This is a genomic window from Bacillus sp. FSL K6-6540 (assembly GCF_038007545.1).
Genome location: NZ_JBBOXH010000001.1, coordinates 2,907,283 through 2,930,676, shown reverse-complemented (window position 1 = coordinate 2,930,676; position 23,394 = coordinate 2,907,283). Strand labels below are relative to the sequence as shown.

Annotated in this window: 30 protein-coding genes and 1 pseudogene; 1 reads left to right on the top strand and 30 read right to left on the bottom strand. The window is 36.7% G+C overall.

Annotated elements, in window-relative coordinates:
• Positions 1-55: 55 nt before the first annotated feature.
• The 25 genes and pseudogenes from MHH82_RS13175 to MHH82_RS13055 all read right to left on the bottom strand — a co-directional run.
• Positions 56-562, bottom strand: a pseudogene (locus MHH82_RS13175) (chloramphenicol phosphotransferase CPT family protein); the annotation flags it as partial.
• Positions 563-651: 89 nt separating this feature from the next.
• On the bottom strand, positions 652-1,212 hold the full coding sequence (locus MHH82_RS13170; RefSeq protein WP_340966065.1) for a histidine phosphatase family protein: 561 nt from the start codon (positions 1,210-1,212) through the stop codon (positions 652-654).
• A gap of 264 nt (positions 1,213-1,476) precedes the next feature.
• On the bottom strand, positions 1,477-1,908 hold the full coding sequence (locus MHH82_RS13165; RefSeq protein ID WP_145035839.1) for a GNAT family N-acetyltransferase: 432 nt from the start codon (positions 1,906-1,908) through the stop codon (positions 1,477-1,479).
• 232 nt (positions 1,909-2,140) lie between these two features.
• Positions 2,141-2,794, bottom strand: coding sequence for a lysozyme inhibitor LprI family protein (locus tag MHH82_RS13160; RefSeq protein ID WP_015734818.1), 654 nt, complete (start codon positions 2,792-2,794; stop codon positions 2,141-2,143).
• A 203-nt stretch (positions 2,795-2,997) separates the two neighbouring features.
• On the bottom strand, positions 2,998-3,594 hold the full coding sequence (locus MHH82_RS13155; protein WP_340966062.1) for a chloramphenicol phosphotransferase CPT family protein: 597 nt from the start codon (positions 3,592-3,594) through the stop codon (positions 2,998-3,000).
• 171 nt (positions 3,595-3,765) lie between these two features.
• Positions 3,766-4,398: a hypothetical protein gene (locus MHH82_RS13150; RefSeq protein WP_340966060.1), complete on the bottom strand. Its 633-nt coding sequence runs from the start codon at positions 4,396-4,398 to the stop codon at positions 3,766-3,768.
• A gap of 304 nt (positions 4,399-4,702) precedes the next feature.
• Positions 4,703-4,933 (bottom strand): hypothetical protein, encoded by a 231-nt coding sequence (locus MHH82_RS13145; protein WP_015734815.1) that lies wholly within the window; start codon positions 4,931-4,933, stop codon positions 4,703-4,705.
• Between the two features lie 231 nt (positions 4,934-5,164).
• Positions 5,165-5,932 (bottom strand): nucleotidyltransferase domain-containing protein, encoded by a 768-nt coding sequence (locus MHH82_RS13140; protein ID WP_340966057.1) that lies wholly within the window; start codon positions 5,930-5,932, stop codon positions 5,165-5,167.
• Positions 5,933-6,144: 212 nt separating this feature from the next.
• Positions 6,145-6,681, bottom strand: coding sequence for a hypothetical protein (locus MHH82_RS13135; protein WP_340966055.1), 537 nt, complete (start codon positions 6,679-6,681; stop codon positions 6,145-6,147).
• A 173-nt stretch (positions 6,682-6,854) separates the two neighbouring features.
• Positions 6,855-7,232 (bottom strand): hypothetical protein, encoded by a 378-nt coding sequence (locus MHH82_RS13130; protein ID WP_340966053.1) that lies wholly within the window; start codon positions 7,230-7,232, stop codon positions 6,855-6,857.
• An 83-nt stretch (positions 7,233-7,315) separates the two neighbouring features.
• Positions 7,316-7,771 carry a hypothetical protein gene (locus MHH82_RS13125; protein WP_340966052.1) on the bottom strand — a complete coding sequence of 152 codons (456 nt, stop codon included), beginning with the start codon at positions 7,769-7,771 and terminating at the stop codon, positions 7,316-7,318.
• Between the two features lie 152 nt (positions 7,772-7,923).
• On the bottom strand, positions 7,924-8,727 hold the full coding sequence (locus MHH82_RS13120; protein WP_340966051.1) for a sugar phosphate isomerase/epimerase family protein: 804 nt from the start codon (positions 8,725-8,727) through the stop codon (positions 7,924-7,926).
• Positions 8,728-8,993: 266 nt separating this feature from the next.
• Complete coding sequence (locus tag MHH82_RS13115) at positions 8,994-9,659, bottom strand: hypothetical protein (protein WP_036663579.1); 666 nt, start codon at positions 9,657-9,659, stop codon at positions 8,994-8,996.
• Positions 9,660-9,853: 194 nt separating this feature from the next.
• Complete coding sequence (locus MHH82_RS13110; protein WP_340966048.1) at positions 9,854-10,717, bottom strand: hypothetical protein; 864 nt, start codon at positions 10,715-10,717, stop codon at positions 9,854-9,856.
• A 239-nt stretch (positions 10,718-10,956) separates the two neighbouring features.
• Complete coding sequence (locus MHH82_RS13105) at positions 10,957-11,478, bottom strand: NUDIX hydrolase (RefSeq protein WP_036660377.1); 522 nt, start codon at positions 11,476-11,478, stop codon at positions 10,957-10,959.
• 265 nt (positions 11,479-11,743) lie between these two features.
• Positions 11,744-12,295, bottom strand: a complete 552-nt coding sequence (locus tag MHH82_RS13100) for a DUF402 domain-containing protein (RefSeq protein WP_340966045.1) — start codon at positions 12,293-12,295, stop codon at positions 11,744-11,746.
• Positions 12,296-12,536: 241 nt separating this feature from the next.
• On the bottom strand, positions 12,537-13,055 hold the full coding sequence (locus MHH82_RS13095; protein ID WP_340966043.1) for a hypothetical protein: 519 nt from the start codon (positions 13,053-13,055) through the stop codon (positions 12,537-12,539).
• Between the two features lie 327 nt (positions 13,056-13,382).
• Positions 13,383-13,904 (bottom strand): GNAT family N-acetyltransferase, encoded by a 522-nt coding sequence (locus MHH82_RS13090; protein ID WP_340966041.1) that lies wholly within the window; start codon positions 13,902-13,904, stop codon positions 13,383-13,385.
• Between the two features lie 229 nt (positions 13,905-14,133).
• Positions 14,134-14,583, bottom strand: coding sequence for a hypothetical protein (locus MHH82_RS13085; protein WP_340966038.1), 450 nt, complete (start codon positions 14,581-14,583; stop codon positions 14,134-14,136).
• 259 nt (positions 14,584-14,842) lie between these two features.
• A complete protein-coding gene (locus MHH82_RS13080; protein WP_340966036.1) occupies positions 14,843-15,310 on the bottom strand; it encodes a DUF6933 domain-containing protein in 468 nt (155 codons plus the stop codon).
• Between the two features lie 213 nt (positions 15,311-15,523).
• The gene (locus MHH82_RS13075) at positions 15,524-16,393 is read right to left on the bottom strand and encodes a hypothetical protein (protein ID WP_340966034.1); all 870 of its coding nucleotides are present in this window, start codon (positions 16,391-16,393) and stop codon (positions 15,524-15,526) included.
• A gap of 192 nt (positions 16,394-16,585) precedes the next feature.
• The gene (locus tag MHH82_RS13070) at positions 16,586-17,029 is read right to left on the bottom strand and encodes a hypothetical protein (RefSeq protein ID WP_340966032.1); all 444 of its coding nucleotides are present in this window, start codon (positions 17,027-17,029) and stop codon (positions 16,586-16,588) included.
• Positions 17,030-17,259: 230 nt separating this feature from the next.
• A complete protein-coding gene (locus MHH82_RS13065; RefSeq protein WP_145035819.1) occupies positions 17,260-17,754 on the bottom strand; it encodes a DUF6933 domain-containing protein in 495 nt (164 codons plus the stop codon).
• Positions 17,755-17,952: 198 nt separating this feature from the next.
• Entirely contained in the window at positions 17,953-18,435 is a 483-nt protein-coding gene (locus tag MHH82_RS13060) for a hypothetical protein (RefSeq protein WP_340966029.1), read from the bottom strand.
• 387 nt (positions 18,436-18,822) lie between these two features.
• The gene (locus tag MHH82_RS13055) at positions 18,823-19,077 is read right to left on the bottom strand and encodes a hypothetical protein (protein WP_036660378.1); all 255 of its coding nucleotides are present in this window, start codon (positions 19,075-19,077) and stop codon (positions 18,823-18,825) included.
• A 369-nt stretch (positions 19,078-19,446) separates the two neighbouring features.
• On the opposite strand from MHH82_RS13055, the gene MHH82_RS13050 reads away from it, so the two are divergent.
• Positions 19,447-19,530: a putative holin-like toxin gene (locus MHH82_RS13050; RefSeq protein WP_220687457.1), complete on the top strand. Its 84-nt coding sequence runs from the start codon at positions 19,447-19,449 to the stop codon at positions 19,528-19,530.
• 399 nt (positions 19,531-19,929) lie between these two features.
• On the opposite strand, the gene MHH82_RS13045 is transcribed toward MHH82_RS13050, so the two are convergent.
• From MHH82_RS13045 to MHH82_RS13025, 5 genes are all read right to left on the bottom strand, one after another.
• Positions 19,930-20,217 (bottom strand): hypothetical protein, encoded by a 288-nt coding sequence (locus tag MHH82_RS13045; protein WP_340966024.1) that lies wholly within the window; start codon positions 20,215-20,217, stop codon positions 19,930-19,932.
• A gap of 187 nt (positions 20,218-20,404) precedes the next feature.
• Complete coding sequence (locus MHH82_RS13040; protein WP_340969936.1) at positions 20,405-20,950, bottom strand: hypothetical protein; 546 nt, start codon at positions 20,948-20,950, stop codon at positions 20,405-20,407.
• 239 nt (positions 20,951-21,189) lie between these two features.
• The gene (locus MHH82_RS13035) at positions 21,190-21,600 is read right to left on the bottom strand and encodes an Imm41 family immunity protein (protein WP_251494804.1); all 411 of its coding nucleotides are present in this window, start codon (positions 21,598-21,600) and stop codon (positions 21,190-21,192) included.
• Between the two features lie 204 nt (positions 21,601-21,804).
• Positions 21,805-22,473 (bottom strand): hypothetical protein, encoded by a 669-nt coding sequence (locus tag MHH82_RS13030; protein WP_340966021.1) that lies wholly within the window; start codon positions 22,471-22,473, stop codon positions 21,805-21,807.
• A gap of 232 nt (positions 22,474-22,705) precedes the next feature.
• Positions 22,706-23,323 (bottom strand): hypothetical protein, encoded by a 618-nt coding sequence (locus MHH82_RS13025; protein ID WP_340966019.1) that lies wholly within the window; start codon positions 23,321-23,323, stop codon positions 22,706-22,708.
• Positions 23,324-23,394: the final 71 nt, after the last annotated feature.

Sequence of the window (23,394 nt, the reverse complement as noted above, 5' to 3'; positions counted from 1 at the left end):
GACCGATGGGGTAGCCCCGATGAGTGAATATCGTGATATCTGATGGATACGTCTTCTATGAAACGCTAACATTTCTTTTACTTAATTTCTTAAATACCGAGTACTCCTTATCGGACTTGATAAAACTTAATATCTTTTCGGCGCATTCACTTGGATTCAACTCTTCAGTGTTTACTTCAAGGTCATATTCATTAAAGCAATATACTTTGTCAAACTGGGAATTTGCAAGCCCAATCTGTCGATCTCCTCTTATTTGCTCTCTTCTCATGAGTTCTTCTTTTGAGCACATAACACCTATAAATAATGTAGGCTGATCAAAAAATACATCACGACACTCATTAAACCTCTTATCATTATCGATTACCGTATCTGCGATTACATTCAAACCCATTTCTAAAAACAATTTAATTGTCGAATAGTACATTGAGATTATGGGATCAAAAATGATTTGTGCGACAACGTGATCATCTACTTCTCTTGTAGGTTTAAAATCCGGGAATTTTTTATCAATAAATTCATTGAAATTATTAAAAAAATCATCTATTGATAAATGATGAAAAAGAAATATCTCTGGCGACCGAGGGCGTATGCCCCGATGCTGAACATATTGTTATGTGATGTCACATTCCTCCTCGATAAACTTACATAAATCTATTCATACCATATTCTTTTTACTTCTTTTAATACTAAGTCTTCAAATTGCATTTTATAGATATCCGGTTTCTTTAATTGATCTAAGAAATCTAAGCCATAATTTGAATCAAAATGATTCATCATCAAAGTCATTACAAGACCGTGTGTTCCAATAGCAATTTTCTTCCCTTTGTGCTCTTTTAATATGGTTTTGAGCACTGCAATTGACCTTTTCTGACAATCTAAATTAGATTCGCCACCTGGTAAGGCATATTCAGGTTTGTGGAAATTATTTCTGATTTCAGACATTAAATCAATAATATAATCCGAAGCAAAATGACGTTCCCTTAGATCTTCAAATGTTTCGATCTCTACGTTTAAATGCTGAGCCAATCCCTCAACACTCAGTACTGCTCTAGAATATGGACTTGAAATTATGATGTCTATTCCTTCACCACCAAGTAACTTCGTTACTTTTTCAGCATCCACCTTGCCCTTTGCGGTAAGGCCTCTTGTTCTTTCATCTCCTTCATCATATGGTGATTCGGCATGCCTAACCATATAGATAATGGTTTCCATAGAGACCTCCTTGAGTCGCTCTGATAAATAGTTTGCTGTGATTTCACATAACGTATATGTATTCCCGAACCCGAGAACCTTAAGGCTGAAGGACCGGCTGCGGCGCGGTTAGGTTCGCAGGGTTGTCCGCCAACGCTTCCCTGTGCCTCTGAATTCGCTCCGCAGTGAAATCCCTTTGCTCTTGGCGGACCAAGGGGCGAACGTCCCACTGCGGGAATATGGTGTTATGTGATGTCTGCCTCATCTTCGAAAAATTTTCAAAAATTATAAGTACTTCTTAAAGGCTTTACTCGAATCACCGTCATAACCTAACTTTGTATAGAACTCGTGTGCTTGCTTCCTCGAAGCTCCGCTGGTTAAAAAGACCTTAACACACCCCCTTGAAATACACAGCTCTTCAATATGCTTCATAATGAGCGATCCATAACCTTGACCTTGTCTGTTTCCAGATACAATTACACGTTCTACAACCCCAAAAGGTTGTGACTCTATCAACGCATCTAAACATAGATGCAGATGTGCAGTTGCAACGATCTCTTGGTCTACTTCGCAGATGAACAAGAAACTATTAGGATCTTGTTTAATTTCTTCTATTCTATCTTCCAACACTTTTATTTTTGTGTTGTTTGGAAGCAACTCTTTATATAATCGTTCAATAGCTTCGGCGTCATTTGTTTCAGCTTCACGAATTATCATTCACATTCTCCTCTGTATTTAGGCTGATTTTACATAACGTTCTGTGTGTTCACGACGCCCATCTCCCTTAGATAGCTCTTATCTTAGGCTGGGTCGTATGTTGTTTGAGTGTTCTTCCATGATTATACATCTGACAATCAAGGGGTGATAGCCCCGCAGCGTGAATAAAGTGTTATGCGCCATTACTGTCTTCGAAGGCATCACCTAAAAACCTTCGATCAAGATTCCAACTCTATTTTTTGCTTTGGTATAAAAACTCAACTTCACCATCTCGTAAATATCGATATTCAAATAATTGCATTGTTCTTTCCCTAATCCTCTCCTTTATAACCCTGCCTAGGCTTACCGACCCTTGTGATCCAAGGTAACCATTATTAATAAATGTCTTCTCTACAAATTTTGTTTCCCTTAAGTGATACTGTAACCATTCTTTCTGCGATTCAATTAGTGCTTCTCTTGGTTCTCTATCCAACTTAGAAAGAAGCTTTTTATATATATGATCTAACTCATCATCCCAAATCTCTGTATATTTGCTTTCAAACGCCCCCCATTCTAATGTTGTAATAATCTCTTTGGAATTTTGAAATTCATTAAATTCCACCTCATAATCATGATCTATAGGATTTCGAAGCATTTCATCATAAAATTCTCCTTTCAAATCAAGGTTCCCAATGCTCATGGTTAACACTTCATTGTTAGAAGGATCTGACCGACCTTCAGTTATTTCTTTCGATTCTGTTCCATTACCTGTACTCGCTACATCAGGTGGCAGTTCAGAATTCACTATTGATGTTGTTTCGCTGTTCAAGGTAGTCGATTGACTAATATTTTGACAAGATGAAAACACTATCGTAATTAAAAATAATAAGAGTATCTTACCTTTCATAAATGATCTCCTTAAATATTATCTTTAATATTTACGGTAATTGCGCATAACGTTTCTGTATTCACGAAACGCCCCCGCCTTAGATAGCTCTTATCTTAGGCTGGGTCGTTTGTTGACTGAGCTTCTTCCATGATTATTCATCTGACAACCCAGGGGCGATAGCCCCACAGCGTGAATATGGTGTTATCTGATGGGTATGCCTTTTATGAACTACTAACATTTCTTTTACTTAATTTCTTAAATGCCGAGTAATCCTGATCGGACTTAATAAAATTTAATATCTTTTCGGCACATTCTGTTGGATTCAACTCTTCAGTATTTACTTCAAGGTCATATTCATTAAAGCAATATACTTTGTCGAACTGGGAATTTGCTAGTCCAATCATTCGATCTCCTCTGATTTGCTCTCTTCTTGTAAGTTCTTCTTTCGAGCATATTACACCTACGAATAATGTAGGATAATCAAAAAGTACATCAAGATAATCATTAAACCACTTGTCATTTTCGATTACGGTATCGACGATTACATTCAGACCATATTCTAAAAACAGTTTAATTGTGGCGTAGTACATGGAGATTATAGGATCAAACATTATTTGCCCGATAACTACATCATCCAATTCTTTTACTGGTTTTAAATCTGGAAATTTGTTATTAATAAGATCATTGAAATTATGAAAAAAATCATCTATGGATAAATGATGAAAAAGAATCTCTTTCTGATTGATCAGTTCCATAGATATACTAGTCTTTCCTGAACTTGAAGTTCCGTTCAAGAACACAATCTGTCCTTGCTTCAAACGAATCACCCTCACTTATAAGCGTATCTTTCAGATAACGTTCTCGTGTTCACGACTTAGTCGTATGCGTCCAGCTGAAATCGTTTCCCTGCTAATGTCAATTGCCTCACCGAATCCTCTTCTTACTCCGGCCGGACCGAGGGGCGAATGCCCCGAAGCGTGAATATTATGTTAGGCGAAGTCATTATCTTCCATGATTAATCTTGCATACTTATCCCATTCTTTATTATCCGTGTTTATTTCAATTGTTGGTACCTTTGATTTGGACGATTGAATTCTGAGTCTATTTTGGGTTTCGATTAATTCTTTGCACGCCGCATCAATATCTTCTCTTGATTTGTTAATCCAGTTATTTGGATTTCTGCTCATTATTCTTTCTTCAACAATATCATTAGATATAGTTAACAAGATACATTTAGCTCCTATTTTATTTAAATCGTTCTCAATACTAGTTATTTCTGTATCTTCTGAATCAGAGAATGCGACTCGATGATTTAAATGGAACCTCTCTAATACAAAAAAGAGTCCTCTAGATTTTCTTTTCCATGGTCCTAAATTAATCGCCCAATCATTTAAATTCTTTAGCATATCAACTCTATCTCTTAATAGTTCAAGATGTTGATCTCTTGATAATCGAACAAACTCCCCATGAACATTATTCAGAATCTGAGAATAATGTTCACCAAGTATAACGATGCTCAACTCGGCTGATTCGTCAATTGCTTGATATTGTTTTATCGCTTTAAGAAGCGATGTTTTACCCGCGTTTGAAAACCCTTCAAGGATAATTCCCCTAATGTTCATATAATGGTTTCCTTCTTTATAATGATTTCGCCTAACGTTATTGTATCCCGAACACGAGAGGCTTAAAGGAGCGTCAGCGCGGGTCCGTCGGACTTAGCCTCACAGGGTTGTGGGCTGAATAAACCTCTCTGTTACCCTCATGTTACCCTCATCTTGCGAACCGAGGGCCCGATGGCCCGAAGCGTAGATACTATGTTTGGTGATGCTCTCACTTCTATGAATTACTACCTAATACATGGTCGTTATAAAGTTTTTCGTTATTTAAATTATCGTTTCATTTTCTTCTCGTTCATTCATTATTATACTAATCTATTTTATAAATTTTTCTGATCTCTAGCCATGTTTCATACCAAAATGAACCGAACTTTAATGGTTTCAATATTTCAATATTCATTTCACTCATCATTAAAAATACTCGGTCATCCTCAACATTCAATTTATGACCAAATTCATACACTATATTAAAACATTCTTTTTTATAGTCTTCTTCACGTTTATCAGACCATTCTGACTTCTGAACAGAGAACCTTTTCATGTTTTGATATTCCTTATGTTTTATTCAATATTTAGAGGTATTATCATAATTGTTGCTAATGTTTTGAGAGTTTCGCCTAACGTTCTTGTATTCACGACGTCCTGGCCCCTTAGGGTCGCTGCTTATAGTTGTGAGGCTTGCCGAACACCTAATGCAGTAACGTCCCGACGGGCTTAGGGGGCTGGATGGGGTCACTCGCTTCTCAGAGTGACCCCGAGCGTCAGTGTGGTGTTAGCCTAAGGAAGTTCTGGAAGCAGCCAATGTATTTAAAGCGTTCTCAAAATAGCTATATACTTCATCTGCAATTCCCAGAAACTCTTCAACAAGTACATCACTATCCAAGTAACAAGCATACAGATAATCAACTAAAGCGGAGTCAATCTCACAATAGTTTAATATGGCATTCTTCATCTTAATAATGTCATCTTGCCATACACCTGTATCTTCTAAAACCAAAGAGTATAATGCACGAATTAATCTCTTCGAATACCCTTTAATATATCTAGTTTTCATCGTGTGATCACTAGCATTAGAAAGTGAACGACGTACACGATCTACTTCTTCCTTGGTCTCTGTATTTAAGTCTAGAATGAACACTGGAGAAATAATGATCGGTGGTACTTTTTCACCAATGTCATGACCATACATGCAAACACAAATTATCTTAACCCAAAAACCCCACTCATTCGGTTTACTTAATACATCGTCAATTGAGCAAATTATCGTATCAATCTTAGTTACTATTGGATATTCTTCCAAAAGCCTGTCTTTAATATTTGACAATCTTTCGTAATCAATATCTTTGGGATTTACACATACAATAGTAAAGTCTGCATCTGACTTAAAAGGTTTAGCAGTTCCTTTTGGAATCGAGCCACACATATAAATGCTATGAATCTTTCCTTTAAATTCGGTAAGTATATGATTTATATACTTATCAACAAAATCCTTATATTCACTTTGTATTGCAATTCTATTTATAACTTTTTCTAATATCATGTAGACTCCTCCTAAACTAAGAACTTCTTTCGGCTAACGTTGTTATATCTACGAACCCGAGAGGCTTAAGGGAGCGCACGCGACCGGGTCCGACGGACTTAGCCTCGCAGGGTTGTGAGCTGAGTACACCCCTTTGTTTAATACCACTTGCGAACCAAGGGCAAAGCCCGCAGCGTAGATACTATGTTAGGCGAGGTATCTGCCTTCTTCTATTACACTTTCCTAATAATGATCCCTTCTTCAAACTCTTCTATATTATTAATGTTTATCCAAGTCTCTTCTGATTCTCTTAATCTATGAAAACGTAAAATTGTATCATCATCATGATAAGTTAAGATAAGGATAAATTCATACTCTGGAAAATCAATTTTTAGTTTAGTGGACCACATTTCTAATAGCTTCTTTGCAAACTTTAAACCTTCTAAAGGATGTTTTTTAAAGGTAGTTGAAATATCTATCATATGAACATGACTTTCACTTGCTTCAAATCCAGTTCGATCCCCAAACTGGTGAATAATATGTTCAATATTAATTCCTACATTATTTTCAGTGTTTTTCTTTATTACAATGCAACCTTCTACCTCCACAAAGTCTGGCCATAATACATCAATTAATTCAGATTTATCATGATATTTGAGAGTATACTCTTTCTTAAGAATTTCATTGATTTTATTATTTGATATTTCCATTGAATCAGTCCTTAAAGATTTATTACTGCGGATATTTCGCCTAACGTTACGACGTCCCACCGACTTAAGGACCCGCCAGTTCCGGCAGCGATGCGGTTAGGTGGTGCGGATGTGTCCGTCTGCATTATGAAATGCATCATCGAACCACATCTGGCTCCTGCCGGACCGAGGGACGACGGAGTCGACCCGATGCGTGGATATAGTGTTAGATGATGGGGCTGACTTCCTTGAAATTACATATCAATATTCTGATTCTCTATATTCTTTAAATACCTAATATACGATTGCTTATTAAAATAGTCACTTACTAAAATAATCAAAAATAATAATGGAGCTATCAATAATATTTTCAAAACCAACTCAGTATTATTTTTATTTATTAAAAGAAGCATAGTTATTAATGCAATTACAGCGATTACTCCTATATATTTATCTCTGCTCTTATAATCATTTGAGTTTGCGAATGATCCATAAACTATACCAATTACGACTCCAATAACTGCTGGCTTTGAGAATGGCACGCCGATCAAAAAAAGAATTCCAAGCATTGTTGAGAGGGAACTTATACTTGAAAGAAATATCATTAGTTTATACTTCATTTCTGGTTTCATTGATTTAGAACTTCACCGCCCTTCAGCCCTTTCATTTAACGTTGTTGTATTCACGTGTTATGTGAAGTTGGTCACTTCTTCGACTATGCTTGATACATAGTTATTGTCATTCCGTTTTCACCCATTATGTTATTGCCAATTTCCACAACGACTTCCCTCTCCTTATATAATTCTTTTAATCTCAATTCCCAGAAGAACTTCAATATATTTCCGAATTCCATTAGTATCTTTTCGTTATTTATTGATTCATTAACAGATAAAAAGAAGAAGTCATATAAAGACCAACTATTTACGAACTGCTCAATTTGTTTCCTGTTCTTATTAAACTGTACTTCAAGATTTTCAATATTGTTATTATAGAATTCAGAAATAAATATATAGTCATTCACCTCAACTATTTCTGGCCAAAGAACACTTGCCACTGAAATATGTTGTTCAATATTACAGGTATTGGCAGCATTATTCATCAAGCTAACACCCATAATATTTTTGAATTCTTTGAGTATTTCGTTATTAGATATACTTTTATGTACTTCCATGCTATTTCCTACTTTCGTCGTTTTGGAAAGTTATTTAAATGTTTATATACCTGATCAATTTCACATAACGTTCCTGTATTCGCGACCCAGCGTATCCTGGGTGTCCGGCGACTGCCGGACCCAGGGCGAATGCCCGCAGCTTGAATATTATGTTATACGTAGTTACTGCTCTGCTTTGAAAGGCTGCTGTATTCCAACTTTATTTGTTCTAACTTTTTTGCTTGTTTAAATGCTCTTACTAAAAATTCTTCAACAGACAGGTTAAGATAATCCCAGTTCATTGCTTCAATGGAGATGGGTCCTGTATAATTAGCCTCTACTATTTTTCGCATAATTACATCCCAGTCAAGCGTGCCATCAAAAGGCAATCCATGTTGAGCGTAGCTTCCGTTATTATCATGCAGGTGCATAGCTTTTAATCGTTCACCGTATACGGACAAAAAATCGTATTCCGGATAGTATCGATAGTGGTGACTTACATCGTAACAAAAACCGACTTGCGGCGAATCCACTTCGCTCAATACGTGTGTCAAATTTGTTAAATTCCATAAGTTCTCTAAAGCAAGGTTAACTCCTCGCTGTTCCGCTCTGTCCACAATGTGTTTAAATCTATCCATAGCAATGGGGTTATGTATATGTTCTTCATCCGGAAGATGTATGACCATTGTTGGTATTTCTAGATTCGAACAGTTTTCAATACATTCCAGATAGCAATTGACCAAATCTTCACCCGCCAAATTAGCTAACCAAAGATCATTTTGATTTTCGATGGGGGCATGAATATTCTCTATCGTTAGCCCCGCTTCTCGTGCAAGTCGTGCTCCGCTTCGGTATTCTCCACGACCAAAGCCTTCACTCCACCACAACATTACCCCATCAAAACCTACTTTCTTGATCAAGCGATATCGTTCTTCAATAGGCAGTTCATATCCGAACCAATCATAGATACTAATCATATTAAACGCTCCTTTTCTCTTAAGGAATGATTCATGTTCTTTAAGTTCACCTGAAAAAGCAGATGTGCTGATTTAGAAAAAAGATTAATTTCGATTTGAGTAATTACGTATAACGTTCCTTGAGAATTCACGACGCTAGACGAAGTCGAGTGTGTCCGACTACTCATGCTTCCCTGCCAATATCTCATCCCGGACCAAGGGCGAATGCCCGATGCGTGAATATGGTGTTATGTGATGCCAACGACTTCCTCGAATTACTTATGGGTTTAACGTGAAGCAGTCATATACAAATTATATAAATTAGTACATTGGTCAAAACATTCCAGATATAAAATTCTGATTTCATCATTAGAGCATAACTTTAGATAACTTTCTGAATTTATGATCTCTTTGATGGGTAACATCTCATGATAATATTCCGGGCTATTCTCCTTCATTAAGATATCTTTATATCTACTAAGTACCTTTACATAAACATTATCAATAAGTCGATATTGACACTTACTGAGCTCCATCAGAAAGAATTTCTGTATTTCTCTCGCCAAAAACGAACCATTATTATAGGGAGGAGTACCGAAAAAGCAATTACTTACAGGAGACCTATACCAGTAATGATCTTTGTGCCAATGCTTTGTAACAATAAAAGAGTGCCACTTTCGAATTTCTTCATAATGAGATCCTAACACTTGAAAGTGGCTTGAATACAGTCGCTCAGTGGATTGTGATAGCAAGTAATTGATTATTTCTTCATTAGTATTTAATTGTGTGACCTTGGTTATCGAACACCAGCAAATATAGTTATTATCTATTTTTCCCAATAGGCATACTTCTTCACCAGGGCTAACATATATCTCAAAACAAAAATCTTTATTGCTAATATCATAATTCGGCTTAACACTATTCTTTGTTGTAATAAGGTTGTATTCAAACATTATAATGACTCCTTTATCAGAGTTTTCGCTGGTTTCACATAACGTTCTCGTATTCACGACGCGAGCCGGCCTTAGATAGCTCTTATCTTAGGCCGGCTCGTGTGTCGTCTGATTATACCCCATAATTATACATCGGACGACCATGGGGCGTAAGCCCCGCAGCGTGAATATAATGTTATGCGATTCAATTGCCGTCATTGAAATTCTCGGTAATCTTTATGCTTTTTCAATTCTATAGTTCCTTTTGTAGAATAATCGTTATAATTATATGTTTCAAAAAGTACTCCTTTTAATTTTTTCGACTGAAGGGCTCTGAGTTTTCCAAAAGTTGCAACAGGGCTAAAAATGATAGCACTAATATGGCTAAATTTATTATCTTTAAATAGACCTATAGGAATCATTGCTTCAGAATTCTGCTTCTTGATTTGCTCCTCATATTCAAAAAAAGGAGATCCATTTCTATACTCTGCATTACTTATACCATATATGACTTTTTGAATTGCTCCAATTCCTTGATAGTAGAACAAAGGTTGCTCAAATGCTCCTATGGCTAAAACGAAAGGTTTGCCTTTTACGTGTTCAAGCTTTGAGTACTTACGCAAATAATGATCAGACTTATTCTTGACACTATTTAAAATTCTCTCAGTTGCTAGTGCTACGACTTCTCCATAGATTTTTTCCCTACCTGATTTAGTTAATGAATCTATCTCGTACCTTTCTAGAGCCTTCATTCTTTCATGCTCTGGTGTTCCGTGTTTAGGATTGTTTGTTGTTACTGCTTCTATAATTACGTTTTGTTTGCTTTTTGTGGCAATGAAATCAGGAGTATTATATGAAAAGTCTATATTGAACCCTAAATTGCCCAGTACAGCATATAGATATATTTCCCAAAAACTTGAATTGAATGTTGTTTGAAATTGTTCTACAAACTTGTTATCTCGATCTATAAATCCTGACGCCCAGCTATTCAAAACTTTATGTGTATCAGGTTCTCCCAAGAGAACTTTAAAATTGTGGTGCATTCTTTCCTCTGAAACAATAGGGGTAAGTAAATCCATTCTATTCACTCTTTCTATAAATTTTGGGTATTACGTCTAACGTTCTTGTATCCACGACGTCCCACCGACTTAAGGCTCCGCAAGGAGCCGACCGCGATGCGGTTAGTCGGTGCGGATGTGTCCGCCTGATTCTGCTCCCCTGCCAATTCCCGTCGGGCGGACCGAAGGAGCCGTAAGGCTCCGAAGCGTGGATATAATGTTAAAGTATGTTCGGGCCTTCCTCGAGTCACTTAAAACGTTCACTTTCGTTCCAATATTTCATATGCAATATTTAGGATAGTCTTATCACGCAGAATCATGAACTTTGTTGAATAATCATTACAGTTTATCAATGACTCATTCATCAATTCCATTGCCTTATCTAATGTCAACCACTTAACCATCATTCCAAGTTGTTTTTCGCTTTCGCTAAGGTTTACAGCGCTGACTCTTCTCCTTGCATATGCTATCCAACAATAGGATAATTGCATAAAATCATTTTTCTTCTTATGTTCTTCAATATATCCCAGTTCATGGAATACTTCAGCTTCATATCCAGTCTCTTCTCTAATCTCTCTTAAAAATGATTGATCTTTTGTTTCTTTTTCTTCGATTCCTCCACCTGGCAATTTGTATAGATTAATTTCTGACATATACATCATAGCTGCATTCATCTCTTCATCAATTAGGACACCTCTTGAAGCATATCGTGATACCGACTCAATCAATTCAGGAGTTCCACCGAAAATATCACTATCAGTAATTCTTCTAATTAATTTCATCAGATCAATCCTTTTTTTCGATGTCTCTATTCGAGCATTACAAAGATCACCAGTTGCCTAGCTCAGTTTGTTTATATGTTTTGCCCGAATTTCCTATAACGTTCCTGTATCCACGACGTCCCACCGACTTAAGGTTGCGCCAGCAGCCGGCCGCGATGCGGTTAGTCGGTGCGGATGTGTCCGCTGAACTTACTTCCCTGCCAATCGCCTCAAGCGGACCGAGGAGCCGCCAGGCTCCGAAGCGTGAATATAATGTTATCGGATGTTAATGCCTTCCTTGTGATGCCTCCAATATAAATTTAAAATGTTCTAGACCATTCTTAATAATTTTGTTTTCCATAGATTCTATTTCTTTAATTAAGTCATTCATATTACTCTTTGCCAGGTTATAGTCCTCTAACTCAATGTCATTACTATTTAAAGCCTCTTCAAGTTCATCTTCATCCTTAATATATAAATTACCATTAGGAAAAACAATCACATCTAAATAAAGATCATCCCAAAAAGGCACTCCTTGATCACTAATCCCAATATTCTTAGACATATCGAAATACCATTGAATTATTTCTTTCTTCTCATTTAGCATCGTTGTAACACAGTAATTTGATTCCGAGGGGAAGTGCTGCATCCAATAATAACCATTATCGGCTATACAGATTTCTTTATCTTCAATACTTGTTTTTAATGGTTCTTTGACTTGATGAATAGTAATTAAGGTAATATGTCCTTTAAATTCGACTTCATCGAAAAACCTACATACAAAATCTTTATTTAATATTCGATGCCAGTCTAATCGGTCTGCATGTTTTCTTTTCATTTCACACCCCCGACATAACTTCCAAAACATATATCTTTGCATTAATTTCCGATAACGTTCCTGTATCCACGACGTCCCACCGACTTAAGGTTGCGCCAGCAGCCGGCCGCGATGCGGTTAGTCGGTGCGGATGTGTCCGCTGAACTTACTTCCCTGCCAATCGCCTCAAGCGGACCGAGGAGCCGCCAGGCTCCGAAGCGTGGATATGTTGTTATCAGATGCCGACGCTTCCTCGAATTAGCTATAAGCTATAAAATGTCTCAAACATGATTTCAAATTTATCTTTATATTCGTCATCTGTTTCAATCAAGTAATAATAATGATCTAAATAATTCTCAATACAGTCAAGCATATTACTAGTATTTATGAGCCAACTATCAATTATGATTGGATTTGGATAAATAATATGAACCTTATCCAGCTTATATCTATCTATAAAAAAAGTAACACTATCATTCATAATATATCCATTATGCAGTAGCCCACATCTAACTAAAGAATAAAACACTCTACGATCTAGATTAATATATTTTTCTTTATCATGTTTTTTCTCAGATACTAAATATTCAATAAATGCATTAAACCCACTTTGAAAAACTCTACTTGATCCACCTTGGCTACTAGCTCCAAGCAAATATTGTCCATGAGATTCAAAGAAAGTTATCAGTATTGTCAAGATGGAGAGTTCTTGATCGTAGTTTCCTGGCTTACTACTATTCTCAAGTAATAATCTGGCAGGCTTAATAAACCAATTTCTCATTTGTTTTATGTATATTTCCGTTTTTTTAACTTTTCCTTCTTTTAGATCTTTAAACGTAATTCCTTCTGTAATATAGATTAAGTCTTCCCTTATAATGGTGCCCCCAATATATGATTTCGTCGGTTTCAGATAACGTTCCCGTATTCACGAACCCGAAAACCTTAAGTCCCCAACGGGGGCGGCCGCGACGCGGTTAGGTTTGCAGGGTTGTCCACCAGATGCTGCTTCCCGAATTGCCTCGGGCGGACCAAGGATCGGCCCTAGCCGATCCGCAGCGTGAATATTATGTTAACTGAAGTCGACACTTCTTAGAATTACTTTCAATTGTCATTCAACCAGTTCTTTAATTAGATATAACAACAGATCATCATCTACCGTCACTTGCTCACCAGACTCCACTTCAACGTTCTTATAAAAAATTCCATTACCATCCATTTTATAACCACGCTTGTTATACATTATTTGAGCATTTCCATAATCTTTATAAAGCCCTACTGCTAAACCAATAAATCTAGATCTCTTTGAAACAATTCTTTCAAACTCATCAAGCATTTTACTTGCAATTCCCTTTCTCCTGAACTCCGAAAAAACATTTAAGTCATTTATCTCTGGTATATTATCTCTTTTGAAATTTGGATATCCTGAAATAAACAATAAGTGACAGCATCCTGCCAATGTTCCTTCATAGTAAGCAAGTAAAGTAACTCTATTGCCTTGTTTATTTTCTTCCAGACACTTATAGAAATAGTCCTTTGATGTATACCACGGATATCTCTTTGAGAATTCATTATCCAATAAAAATGCTTCTTCATGATTAGTGAGTTGAGTTATTGATATCGAGTTGGTCATTTTTAATCCTCTTTCTGTCGATTTCAGTTAACGTTCCCGTATTCACGAACCCGAGAGCCTTAAGGCAGCTTTAGCTGCCGGCCGCGACTGTGGTTAGGTTCGCAGGGTTGTCCGCCTGATTCACTTCCTCGAAATACCTCGGGCGGACCAAGGGACGGCCAAAGCCGGCCCGCCGCGTGAATACTTTGTTATCTGATGCCGGTGCCTTCTTGAGAAACATTCAATAATCTTATTTAGTTCTTTGAACTTCCTTTATAATTGGTTCTGAAACTGATGCAACATCTACGACATGGTTAAGACATGAGATGCCATAATGCTTGAATGGGCCTGGGTAATCTTCAGATGCAAATGTTCCAACTTTAATGAAGTCTAGGTACCTGGATTTACTATAAATTCTAAAGATTTCACCTTCAAACTCTTCGTAATCATCCCATGAAGTGTAACTTTCATTTCTAACAGAATATCCAATATACCATTCAAAATCCATTTGTATAAAAGGTAATGTTTCATCTACATCAATCGAATAGGTATCTTCAATTTCTATTTCTCCAATTGTTATCGTTTCAGGAGTTTCACTAGTTCTACTTCGACTAAAGAGTAATCTAAGTGTGTTCTCTTCAGGCTCAAATATCTGCTCGAGATATATATCCTTTAAATTCAACAAGTCAGAATACTTCAAATGAGTCACTTCCTTTATTGAACTATATCGCTCTTGCACGGTTTCAGATAACGTCTCTCGTATTCACAAGCCCGAGAACCTTAAGCCCCAACGGGGCGGCCGCAGCGCGGTTAGGTTCGCAGGGTTGTCCGCCTGAGTTATCTTCTCTGATATCCCTCGGGCGGACCAAGGGCCGAATGGCCCGATGCGTGAATACGTTGTTATGCGATTCCAGTGCCACCCTGAATAATCTTCAAACTATGTTGTAGTTCTTATGATCTCATAAGGATTCTTTAAAGTAATTGATCGGTTCCATGTAATCTATTGGTTTATGAATCATTCTATTCAGCCATTTCAAGCGTTCAAAATTATCGTAAAAGTCATCCTCAGTAAACCATGTAACTTCTTTCATTGTTCCTAGGACACTTCTGTTGTTTGTCTTCGAAATAACTACTTCTGTGCAATACTCTAAATATCTATTGATCAATGTATCGTTAACTCCTTCTCGGAGTAGGTATTCCCGAAAAGTTAACATGAATTTATCTTTCAATCGCTCTAATTGCCCTGTTCTTATTCCATCAATTATAATAACTAATCTAGTTAGATCATTCACAAAGACAATGTGTTTTCGTTTGTTCAAGATATATATATTTACATGCCACCTTAAAAACGGAGCTACATTGATGTCTTCAACTGGAGTTGTTTTCATGTCTTTCAATAGGCCTTTGGTAAGTCTTAAAGTAAGCATTCTGTTGTTCCTTTCTCGCACTGGTTTCGCATAACGTTTCTGTATTCCTGACGTTCAAGCGGCTTAAGTGACCAAAGGGAACGGGTCGTTAGACTTAGCCGGTTGGATGTGTTGCCTGATTTCACTTCTCCGAAACCCCTCTTGGCAACCGAGGAGCGATAGCGACAAAGCAGGAATATTTTGTTATCAGAAGTCACTATTCTACTTGATATACTATAATATCTCCATGTATGTATTTGCTTTCAAAAATATCTTTAATTCAGGGTTATATTGGTTTAGATGTTCATCAAAAAAATCTTGAATAAAACTAGCTATCCAATACTGACTACCTTCGGGTGGTGTCATATTTGAATCTAAAAACATAATATGATCCATAGACATAATGTAATGCGGTTTGATTAGTACAAGTAAGACAACTACTATATTTAATATGAAACTAACCTTGTTTCGTAACTCTATAAATACTTGATCTATTTCATTTGAACTAAGAATTTTATAATTTTGCCTACAATAATTTCTCCCATTATTATGCACAAAATTATTAAGCTTTTTATTTATTATTCTCCATTCTTCTTCAAGTTTATATTTGTTGATTAAATCATTAACTGTCTTATTTTTCTTGATGTATGATAATGCATGTCTACTAATATAAAAATCTTTTAAGTTGTTATTATTCCATTTGATTAAAAAGTTAAGATTCTTCGTGAATAATTCGAGTTCTTTTTTGTCTGCTTGATCACTAAATATTATTTGGTGATTATTATCTAGCTCTAACACAAATAAATAAAAAAACAAATCATCATTTAGTTTTCTAATCAATATATTAGCATCAGAAAAATTACCTATGCTAACACACTCTTTTATACTTTTCAATGTATACATAGCTGACTCTAAATGATCATGCTGATAGAGATAAGATTTTTCCTTAAGTATAAACATCACTATAGTATTATTGATAAGATCGGTAATCCTATCTATAAGTTTAATATAATAATCAAATAACGTTATTATATTATTAAATTCTGGATGAGCCTTAATAATATTACTTTTTCTTTCAAATGGATCTATATTAACAAACTTCATAAGCATACTCTCCTTACAGTTTAGTGATTTCTGATAACGTTCCCTGTATTCACGACGTCCGACGAATGTCGGATGTGTCCGGCTGCCTCAGCTCCCTCTCATTATCTTCTGCCGGACCAAGGGCGAAAGCCCGATGCGTGAAAACGGTGTTATGTGACGTACCCACTTCCCTGAGATGCCTTCATTAAATTTCTATTCTTCATAGAGCCAATCAAAATCATCATGTAATATAAACTCTTGATCTTCTAATTGCATTTCATATTTTGAGCAAATTACATCAATTTCTCTGTATTCATTGCCATTATCAATTCCAAGATAGACATGTTTAAGTGACTTATTAGATCGATTTTGAAATCGATTCAATAGATCTGATGAATCCAGAATTGCTGATCTATAGAATTCACTCCACTCTCCCCACTCAAGTCCATATGAAAAATTGGTAAATAATACACTGTGAAAAATAAGGCTTCCTTGCTTCACTTTATATGTAAAGTTCCTGCCTTCATTTCTATCTAAGGTACTAACTACTTTTAGCAGCCGAAACGACAAGGTTCTAGTTTTATGATTAATCTCTAGACTTTCAATAACAGAATCATATAATTGAAGATCATCATAATCTTTATATTCTTGGTTCATGATTTTCACCTCACTTCTTTGAGAGATCTGATCTGGGTATGTCAGATAACGTCTCTCGTATTCACGAGCCCGAGAACCTTAAGCCCCAACGGGGCGGCCGCAGCGCGGTTAGGTTCGCAGGGTTGTCCGCCTGAGTTATCTTCTCTGATATCCCTCGGGCGGACCAAGGGCCGAATGGCCCGATGCGTGAATACGTTGTTATGCGATTCCAGTGCCACCCTGAATAATCTTCAAACTATGTTGTAGTTCTTATGATCCCATAAGGATTCTTTAAAGTAATTGATCGGTTCCATGTAATCTATTGGTTTATGAATCATTCTATTCAGCCATTTCAAGCGTTCAAAATTATCGTAAAAGTCATCCTCAGTAAACCATGTAACTTCTTTCATTGTTCCTAGGACACTTCTGTTGTTTGTCTTCGAAATAACTACTTCTGTGCAATACTCTAAATATCTATTGATCAATGTATCGTTAACTCCTTCTCGGAGTAGGTATTCCCGAAAAGTTAACATGAATTTATCTTTCAATCGCTCTAATTGCCCTGTTCTTATTCCATCAATTATAATAGCTAATCTAGTTAGATCATTCACAAAGACAATGTGTTTTCGTTTGTTCAAGATATATATATTTACATGCCAACTTAAAAACGGAGCTACATTGATGTCTTCAACTGGAGTTGTTTTCATGTCTTTCAATAGGCCTTTAGTAAGTCTTAAAGTAAGCATTCTGTTGTTCCTTTCTCGCACTGGTTTCGCATAACGTTGTTGTATTCACGAACCCTCACTGGCTTAAGGCAGCGTCAGCTGCCGGGTCCGACGGACTTAGCCAGTGCAGGGTTGTCTGCTGATTCCGCTTCCTCGAAAACCCTCTGACAGACCAAGGGCCGTTAGGCCCGCAGCGTGAATACGATGTTAGGCGGAGTTCTAGGCTTCTTCGTATAAACTCACACAATCTTTATATTTCCCTAGGTCATTTATTGCTTCATTTATAATTTGTTCAACACTTCCGTATATCCCTTGAATTGCTAAATAATAACCATCATCTAATCGATCTAGCATGTGTACTACTTCTTCGCTTATTGTAAAAGCACTTCCTTGTAAAAGGAGACTAGAAATATAACCAAAAAATTTATCTTCTTTTATTTTTCCAGTTTCAAGTTTTATTACTAATAAACCAAGTAACTTAGATAACGGTGCGTCTATGTCGTATTTCCCATAAATCTCTTTAAGAATACTTAGAACTTCATTTAATGTTCTTTCCCTAGAAAGAGATACTTCTATTAATTCATAAGGGTAAGTGTCATCCGCTATATTTGAATCTGCCCATTCAATTATTGCCTCCTTATTGCATAATCCAATTGCTAAGCACAAGTAATAGTAACCAGCTAAATCTCTTATTGATCTCATGTTTTTCTCCGATTTCCTAGAATTTCGCCTAACGTCTCTTGTATTCACGAACCCGAGAGGCTTAAGGCAGCTTGCTGCCGGGTCCGACGGACTTAGCCTCGCAGGGTTGTCCGCCTGACTTAACTCCCTCGAAAACCTCGGGCGGACCAAGGGAGCGTAAGCGACTGCAGCGTGAATACGGTGTTATATGAAGTGGCCGACATCTTTGAGATACATACAGAATTTGATTCTATTCGTTTTTCCAATATGAGTAGCCTCCTCCTGGAGTGGAAACTACTAAAAATTGGTCCAGGCCCTTGAAGCTGCCATCCTTCATACCAAGAGCTGTCATGAAATAAATCAAGTATTACTTCTGTGTCAAATACTACAGTAAGATCTGAGATCTCTTCATAATGTATTATCTCTTTTTATTGTGTTACCAATTAGGTTTTTTTCAAATTCTAAAAACGCTTGATCCTTTTTGTTCTCTACTTCTGTTTCAGCTTGTCCTACAATGATTCTATTCCCTTTCCTTAATCTCCATGGACATTCAATCATTAAATGTCCTTCATCAAAAATAAGTATTGGGTACATTCGATTTATCTCAGTAACTTTCTGTCCCACCATTGGAGAAAAATCTATATCACTTTTAACTCTTCGCATGATATCACCTTCGGTTTTTTAACGTATTCGGCCATTTCGGATAACGTTCCCGCATCTGTGACGCGACCCGGCCTGAGATAGTTCTTATCTTAGGCCGGGCCGTGTGTTGTCTGAATATACGCCTATGAGCTTGCTTCTGACAACCAAGGGGCGAATGCCCTGCAGCATAGATGCATTGTTAAGTGATGTTACTGCCTTCTCTGTATTTACATTCTCATAACTATTTAGATTAAATATTGTTTTTCTATGTATTCTAGTTATTTATAATATTCTAATGGTATTTTATCATGTTCTATATGTTATAATTTTCTAGTACAATATACGGCTTTAAGGGCGGTCGGCTAATCTCCCAGAAGGGAGGTGATGCCCATGGAGGTCAAAGATGCACTCTCCTTAATGTTCATGTTTGGCATGTTCATTTTGGCATTGCTCACCTACATGAAAAAGAAATAGACCGCCCTGGCTAGGATAACGGTCTATTTCCGACCCATCTTACGTGGCCGACTGCTCTTTATGCAGTTATTGTACTTTGGAGTCGTGTTAGCGCACGGCTCCTTACTTATTCTTACCTCAGTATAACTCATTTTATAACGCTTTTATAGGTTTTGTTGATTATTTTTATTTATATAAGGTCTGTAAAGTTGTCTGCAGTAATTTCACTTAACGTTTTTGTATTCACGAAACGACGCAGCCTTAGATAGCTCTTATCTTAGGCTGGGTCGTTTGTTGTCTGAGCTTCTCCCATGATTCTACATCTTGACAACCAAGGGGCGGTAGCCCCGCAGCGTGAATGTAGTGTTAGACGAAGTTATTGTCCTCTTTGAGTTACAAACTAAGACCAATTGTTTTAATCTATTCAATAATATAAATATATCTTCGTAGTCCTGGCTGTAACAATGCGCTTTTATATTTTCCTTTAAGCTCTACGTCAGTTCCGTCTTTTGAAATATGAATTAGTATCTCATTCTCTTTAAATACTTCATTGTAGATCTTAGTGATAATAGTAAGAACTTTAACTTCTTCACCTGTATGATTATCAGTTCTATGTTCAATTAAGTAATTAAGTATCTTTGTCTTTTTATAATTGATGGTTACATCAAAATGTTTATCTAGCTTTTTATGTTTTTTTTCGTTACTCATTTTTCCTCCACAATAATTTCGTCTAACGTTCTTGTATTCACGACGCGAGCCGGCCTTAGATAGCTCCTATCTTAGGCCGGCTCGTGTGTCGTCTGAGTTATCTCCCATGATTATACATCTGACGATCAAGGGGCGTAAGCCCCGCAGCGGGAATATTATGTTAGACGAAGCTCTTGGCATCTTTGATTTAACTTTCGATTCTGTTATCTATTTCATCAATAATAATCTTAATAATCTCGTCTATGTGTAAAGACCCATCAATAACTACGTCTGAATTAGGTTTTGTTGTCTTTAACATACTTTCATACCCGATCCTTCCTCGGGATAGATAATTACTTAATTCATCCATTATTACTTCTGTATTCGTGTTTCTAAAATCTCTTAATAACCTTCTTCCCATTGCTATATCTAAAGGTGTATCTATAAAGACAGTCAAATCGATGGTCTTCAAATCATGGTGTAGTCTTGAAAAAGGATAATCTAATAATATGTAACTCACATCACTGGAGTTTATTAGATTGTTTACATCAGTTATGATCGGTTCGAGACTCCACTCGTTACAATCTGCTCCTCGCTCAACCCAATCTATAATATCTTCTGGTCCTTCAACATCATAATCATCGAAATTAATAGCCCTTGAATTGTTCAACTCTTGATTTAAACGCGAAGTAATAGTAGTTTTTCCTCCACCAGAGACCGCTGCAATAGCAATTATTTTTGGTTTTGTATAAATCATTGTGTTATCCTCCCCGCATGACAGATATTTTAGCCTTCAAGAGTTTCGTCTAACGTTGTTGTATTCACGAACCCTCACTGGCTTAAGGGGCGTCAGCCCCGGGTCCGACGGACTTAGCCAGTGCAGGGTTGTCTGCTGAATCAACTTCCTCGAAATGCCTCAGCAGACCAAGGGCCTTCAGGCCCGCAGTGTGAATACGGTGTTATCGGATGTTCATGACTTCACCGAATAAGCAATCACATTTCTTTTTCATATTTATATAATTCTTTGTATTTTGGGTTCTTTATTTCACTTCCAAACTGTTTTTCACTCATTACATAGTCATTAAAATAACCGTCTATCATAAACGAAAGTCTTTCAAGGTAATATAGATCTTTGTCTCCTGGGTAATTAGTCATCTCATAAATATCCCTATCATCGTGGTGACACAAAAAACATTCCATAATTCTCTTATAGGTCCAAATCAATTTTTTTGTAAGTTCTTTGTCTAATTCTTGCTTTATTCTATCTTTAACGAGTTCCATTGCATCGTTGTAATAATCCCAAAAATGATCTTCATGAAATCTCGCTTCTTCGATTAGGGAATACATAAAAGTCCCTTCTATTAATTCATAGTTATCTTCAAGTATTTGGTAGACTTTAGTCATTTTTCACCTATTTCTTATTTTTAATATCTTAAGTGAATTTCCGATAACGTTACTGTATTCACGACGTCTCACCGACTTAAGGCTCCGCCAGGAGCCGGCCGCAATGCGGTTAGTCGGTGCAGATGTGTCCGCTGAAAATACTTCCCTGGCGATTGCTTCCCGCGGACCGAAGGAGCTGCCAGGCTCCGAAGCGTGAATATGATGTTAGGTGATGTCTGTGTCTTCTTTGAAATAGCTATCAAAAAACCCCTTGTATTCTGCTCTTACTTTTGTATAACAATTCACTACGATCTTATAGATAAATTCAAATGGAACATACGTGTTATACCAGCCTTCTCTTTCAGCATCAATGTTTTGTGTATATGAAAGAACTGGTTCACGACAATCAATACCCCATTGAAGATAATTCCTGTAATCATGTACAGCAAGGTTTCTAAGTCCATATATTTTGTTGTAAATTGAAATTTCCCTGAAATATTTTAAGTGCATAGGATCAACATTAATTGTATCGATTAACTGTGAAACAGGGCATTCAATATTCTCTTCCTTTACTTCTTGTAACTTTGATTCAATTGATTCAAAGTATTTTTGATATTCTTGTCTATCAATTTCCCCTGTGTTGTAATCACTTACAAATTTATCAATTTGAATACATCTTAGAGTTTCTTCACATCCAGAATGATGTTTCAAGAAATGTCTAAAATTTGACCCATTATATCGAGCATCATCCTTTGAATAAGGCGATTCAACATATTTACTCAAAAAATCTAGAAAAACAAACATTAATATACATGATTCATCATAGAATTGACTTCGTAATTCCAAGATATTTCTTAGCTTCTTATCGAATATATCAAACTCACTATGAGACAATGCAGTTCCCTCCGGTCTACACAGATTTCACCTAACGTTCTTGTATTCACGACGTCCCACCGACTTAAGCCCCGCCAGGGGCGGCCGCGATGCGGTTAGTCGGTTCGGATGTGTCCGGCTGAATCTACTTCATTGCTGCTGAAATGCCTCGCTGAATCCACTTCTACCTTCTGCCGGACCGAGGGGCAAATGCCCCGATGCGTGAATATTGTGTTATCTGAAGTACGGTTCTTCAATGATCAGCTTTCAAGGGAATTGTAACTTCGCATGCATAATCTTTCGGAAGTTCATTGTCTGTTCCCTTTAATCTCCAATATTCTTTCCAATATGCCCACCAATTTGAAACTAATTCTTCAATGTCATCTACATTTATATCTCCAGTACGATTAATAATCCTTAGTTCTTCTGCAAGAATGATAAAACCAACTTCTCCAGCTATAAAAGCAAGACTATAGTTAGGCACACCTCCATCAAACAATTGATAAGGTTGCTGACCATACTTCTTCTCAAGAATAAAATTCGAGTTCTGCAATTCCTTAATAAAATTTAAATCATTAAATTTGAATTCTCCATAATTAATTGAAAATGATTCTAATTGGTCGTCTCTAAAAAGTTCAGCCCAATTATCTGGCAGCTTTGAATTAACGCTCTTTAAAAAACAGACTGAGATAGGGTTTCCAAATCTTAATGCAATCTGTCCTGAAGGAGGTGAATCCGAACTGCTTGGGGGTGACCAAACATGAGTCCCTCCAAATTCGATTTGAAATGCTTCAGGCAACTTCTCAGCCCACCAAGACCAATAGCCTACATCTGATATTGCCTCTTCAAGAATCTCTAATTGAATATTCATTCTAATGCTCCTTATCTAAGGGTTTAACCGTATTTCAGATAACGTTCTTGTATTCACGAACCCGAGAGGCT

Coding starts and splice junctions, on each gene's coding strand:
- MHH82_RS13035 (WP_251494804.1), bottom strand. CDS start 21,600: ATGACTAAAGTCTACCAAATACTTGAAGATAACTATGAATTAATAGAA.
- MHH82_RS13165 (WP_145035839.1), bottom strand. CDS start 1,908: ATGATAATTCGTGAAGCTGAAACAAATGACGCCGAAGCTATTGAACGA.
- MHH82_RS13090 (WP_340966041.1), bottom strand. CDS start 13,904: ATGACCAACTCGATATCAATAACTCAACTCACTAATCATGAAGAAGCA.
- MHH82_RS13080 (WP_340966036.1), bottom strand. CDS start 15,310: ATGCTTACTTTAAGACTTACCAAAGGCCTATTGAAAGACATGAAAACA.
- MHH82_RS13130 (WP_340966053.1), bottom strand. CDS start 7,232: ATGAAACCAGAAATGAAGTATAAACTAATGATATTTCTTTCAAGTATA.
- MHH82_RS13100 (WP_340966045.1), bottom strand. CDS start 12,295: ATGAAAAGAAAACATGCAGACCGATTAGACTGGCATCGAATATTAAAT.
- MHH82_RS13145 (WP_015734815.1), bottom strand. CDS start 4,933: ATGAAAAGGTTCTCTGTTCAGAAGTCAGAATGGTCTGATAAACGTGAA.
- MHH82_RS13120 (WP_340966051.1), bottom strand. CDS start 8,727: ATGATTAGTATCTATGATTGGTTCGGATATGAACTGCCTATTGAAGAA.
- MHH82_RS13150 (WP_340966060.1), bottom strand. CDS start 4,398: ATGAACATTAGGGGAATTATCCTTGAAGGGTTTTCAAACGCGGGTAAA.
- MHH82_RS13065 (WP_145035819.1), bottom strand. CDS start 17,754: ATGCTTACTTTAAGACTTACTAAAGGCCTATTGAAAGACATGAAAACA.
- MHH82_RS13025 (WP_340966019.1), bottom strand. CDS start 23,323: ATGAATATTCAATTAGAGATTCTTGAAGAGGCAATATCAGATGTAGGC.
- MHH82_RS13115 (WP_036663579.1), bottom strand. CDS start 9,659: ATGTTTGAATACAACCTTATTACAACAAAGAATAGTGTTAAGCCGAAT.
- MHH82_RS13140 (WP_340966057.1), bottom strand. CDS start 5,932: ATGATATTAGAAAAAGTTATAAATAGAATTGCAATACAAAGTGAATAT.
- MHH82_RS13110 (WP_340966048.1), bottom strand. CDS start 10,717: ATGGATTTACTTACCCCTATTGTTTCAGAGGAAAGAATGCACCACAAT.
- MHH82_RS13050 (WP_220687457.1), top strand. CDS start 19,447: ATGGAGGTCAAAGATGCACTCTCCTTAATGTTCATGTTTGGCATGTTC.
- MHH82_RS13055 (WP_036660378.1), bottom strand. CDS start 19,077: ATGCGAAGAGTTAAAAGTGATATAGATTTTTCTCCAATGGTGGGACAG.
- MHH82_RS13125 (WP_340966052.1), bottom strand. CDS start 7,771: ATGGAAGTACATAAAAGTATATCTAATAACGAAATACTCAAAGAATTC.
- MHH82_RS13160 (WP_015734818.1), bottom strand. CDS start 2,794: ATGAAAGGTAAGATACTCTTATTATTTTTAATTACGATAGTGTTTTCA.
- MHH82_RS13060 (WP_340966029.1), bottom strand. CDS start 18,435: ATGAGATCAATAAGAGATTTAGCTGGTTACTATTACTTGTGCTTAGCA.
- MHH82_RS13170 (WP_340966065.1), bottom strand. CDS start 1,212: ATGGAAACCATTATCTATATGGTTAGGCATGCCGAATCACCATATGAT.
- MHH82_RS13075 (WP_340966034.1), bottom strand. CDS start 16,393: ATGAAGTTTGTTAATATAGATCCATTTGAAAGAAAAAGTAATATTATT.
- MHH82_RS13105 (WP_036660377.1), bottom strand. CDS start 11,478: ATGAAATTAATTAGAAGAATTACTGATAGTGATATTTTCGGTGGAACT.
- MHH82_RS13045 (WP_340966024.1), bottom strand. CDS start 20,217: ATGAGTAACGAAAAAAAACATAAAAAGCTAGATAAACATTTTGATGTA.
- MHH82_RS13070 (WP_340966032.1), bottom strand. CDS start 17,029: ATGAACCAAGAATATAAAGATTATGATGATCTTCAATTATATGATTCT.
- MHH82_RS13095 (WP_340966043.1), bottom strand. CDS start 13,055: ATGAGAAATTGGTTTATTAAGCCTGCCAGATTATTACTTGAGAATAGT.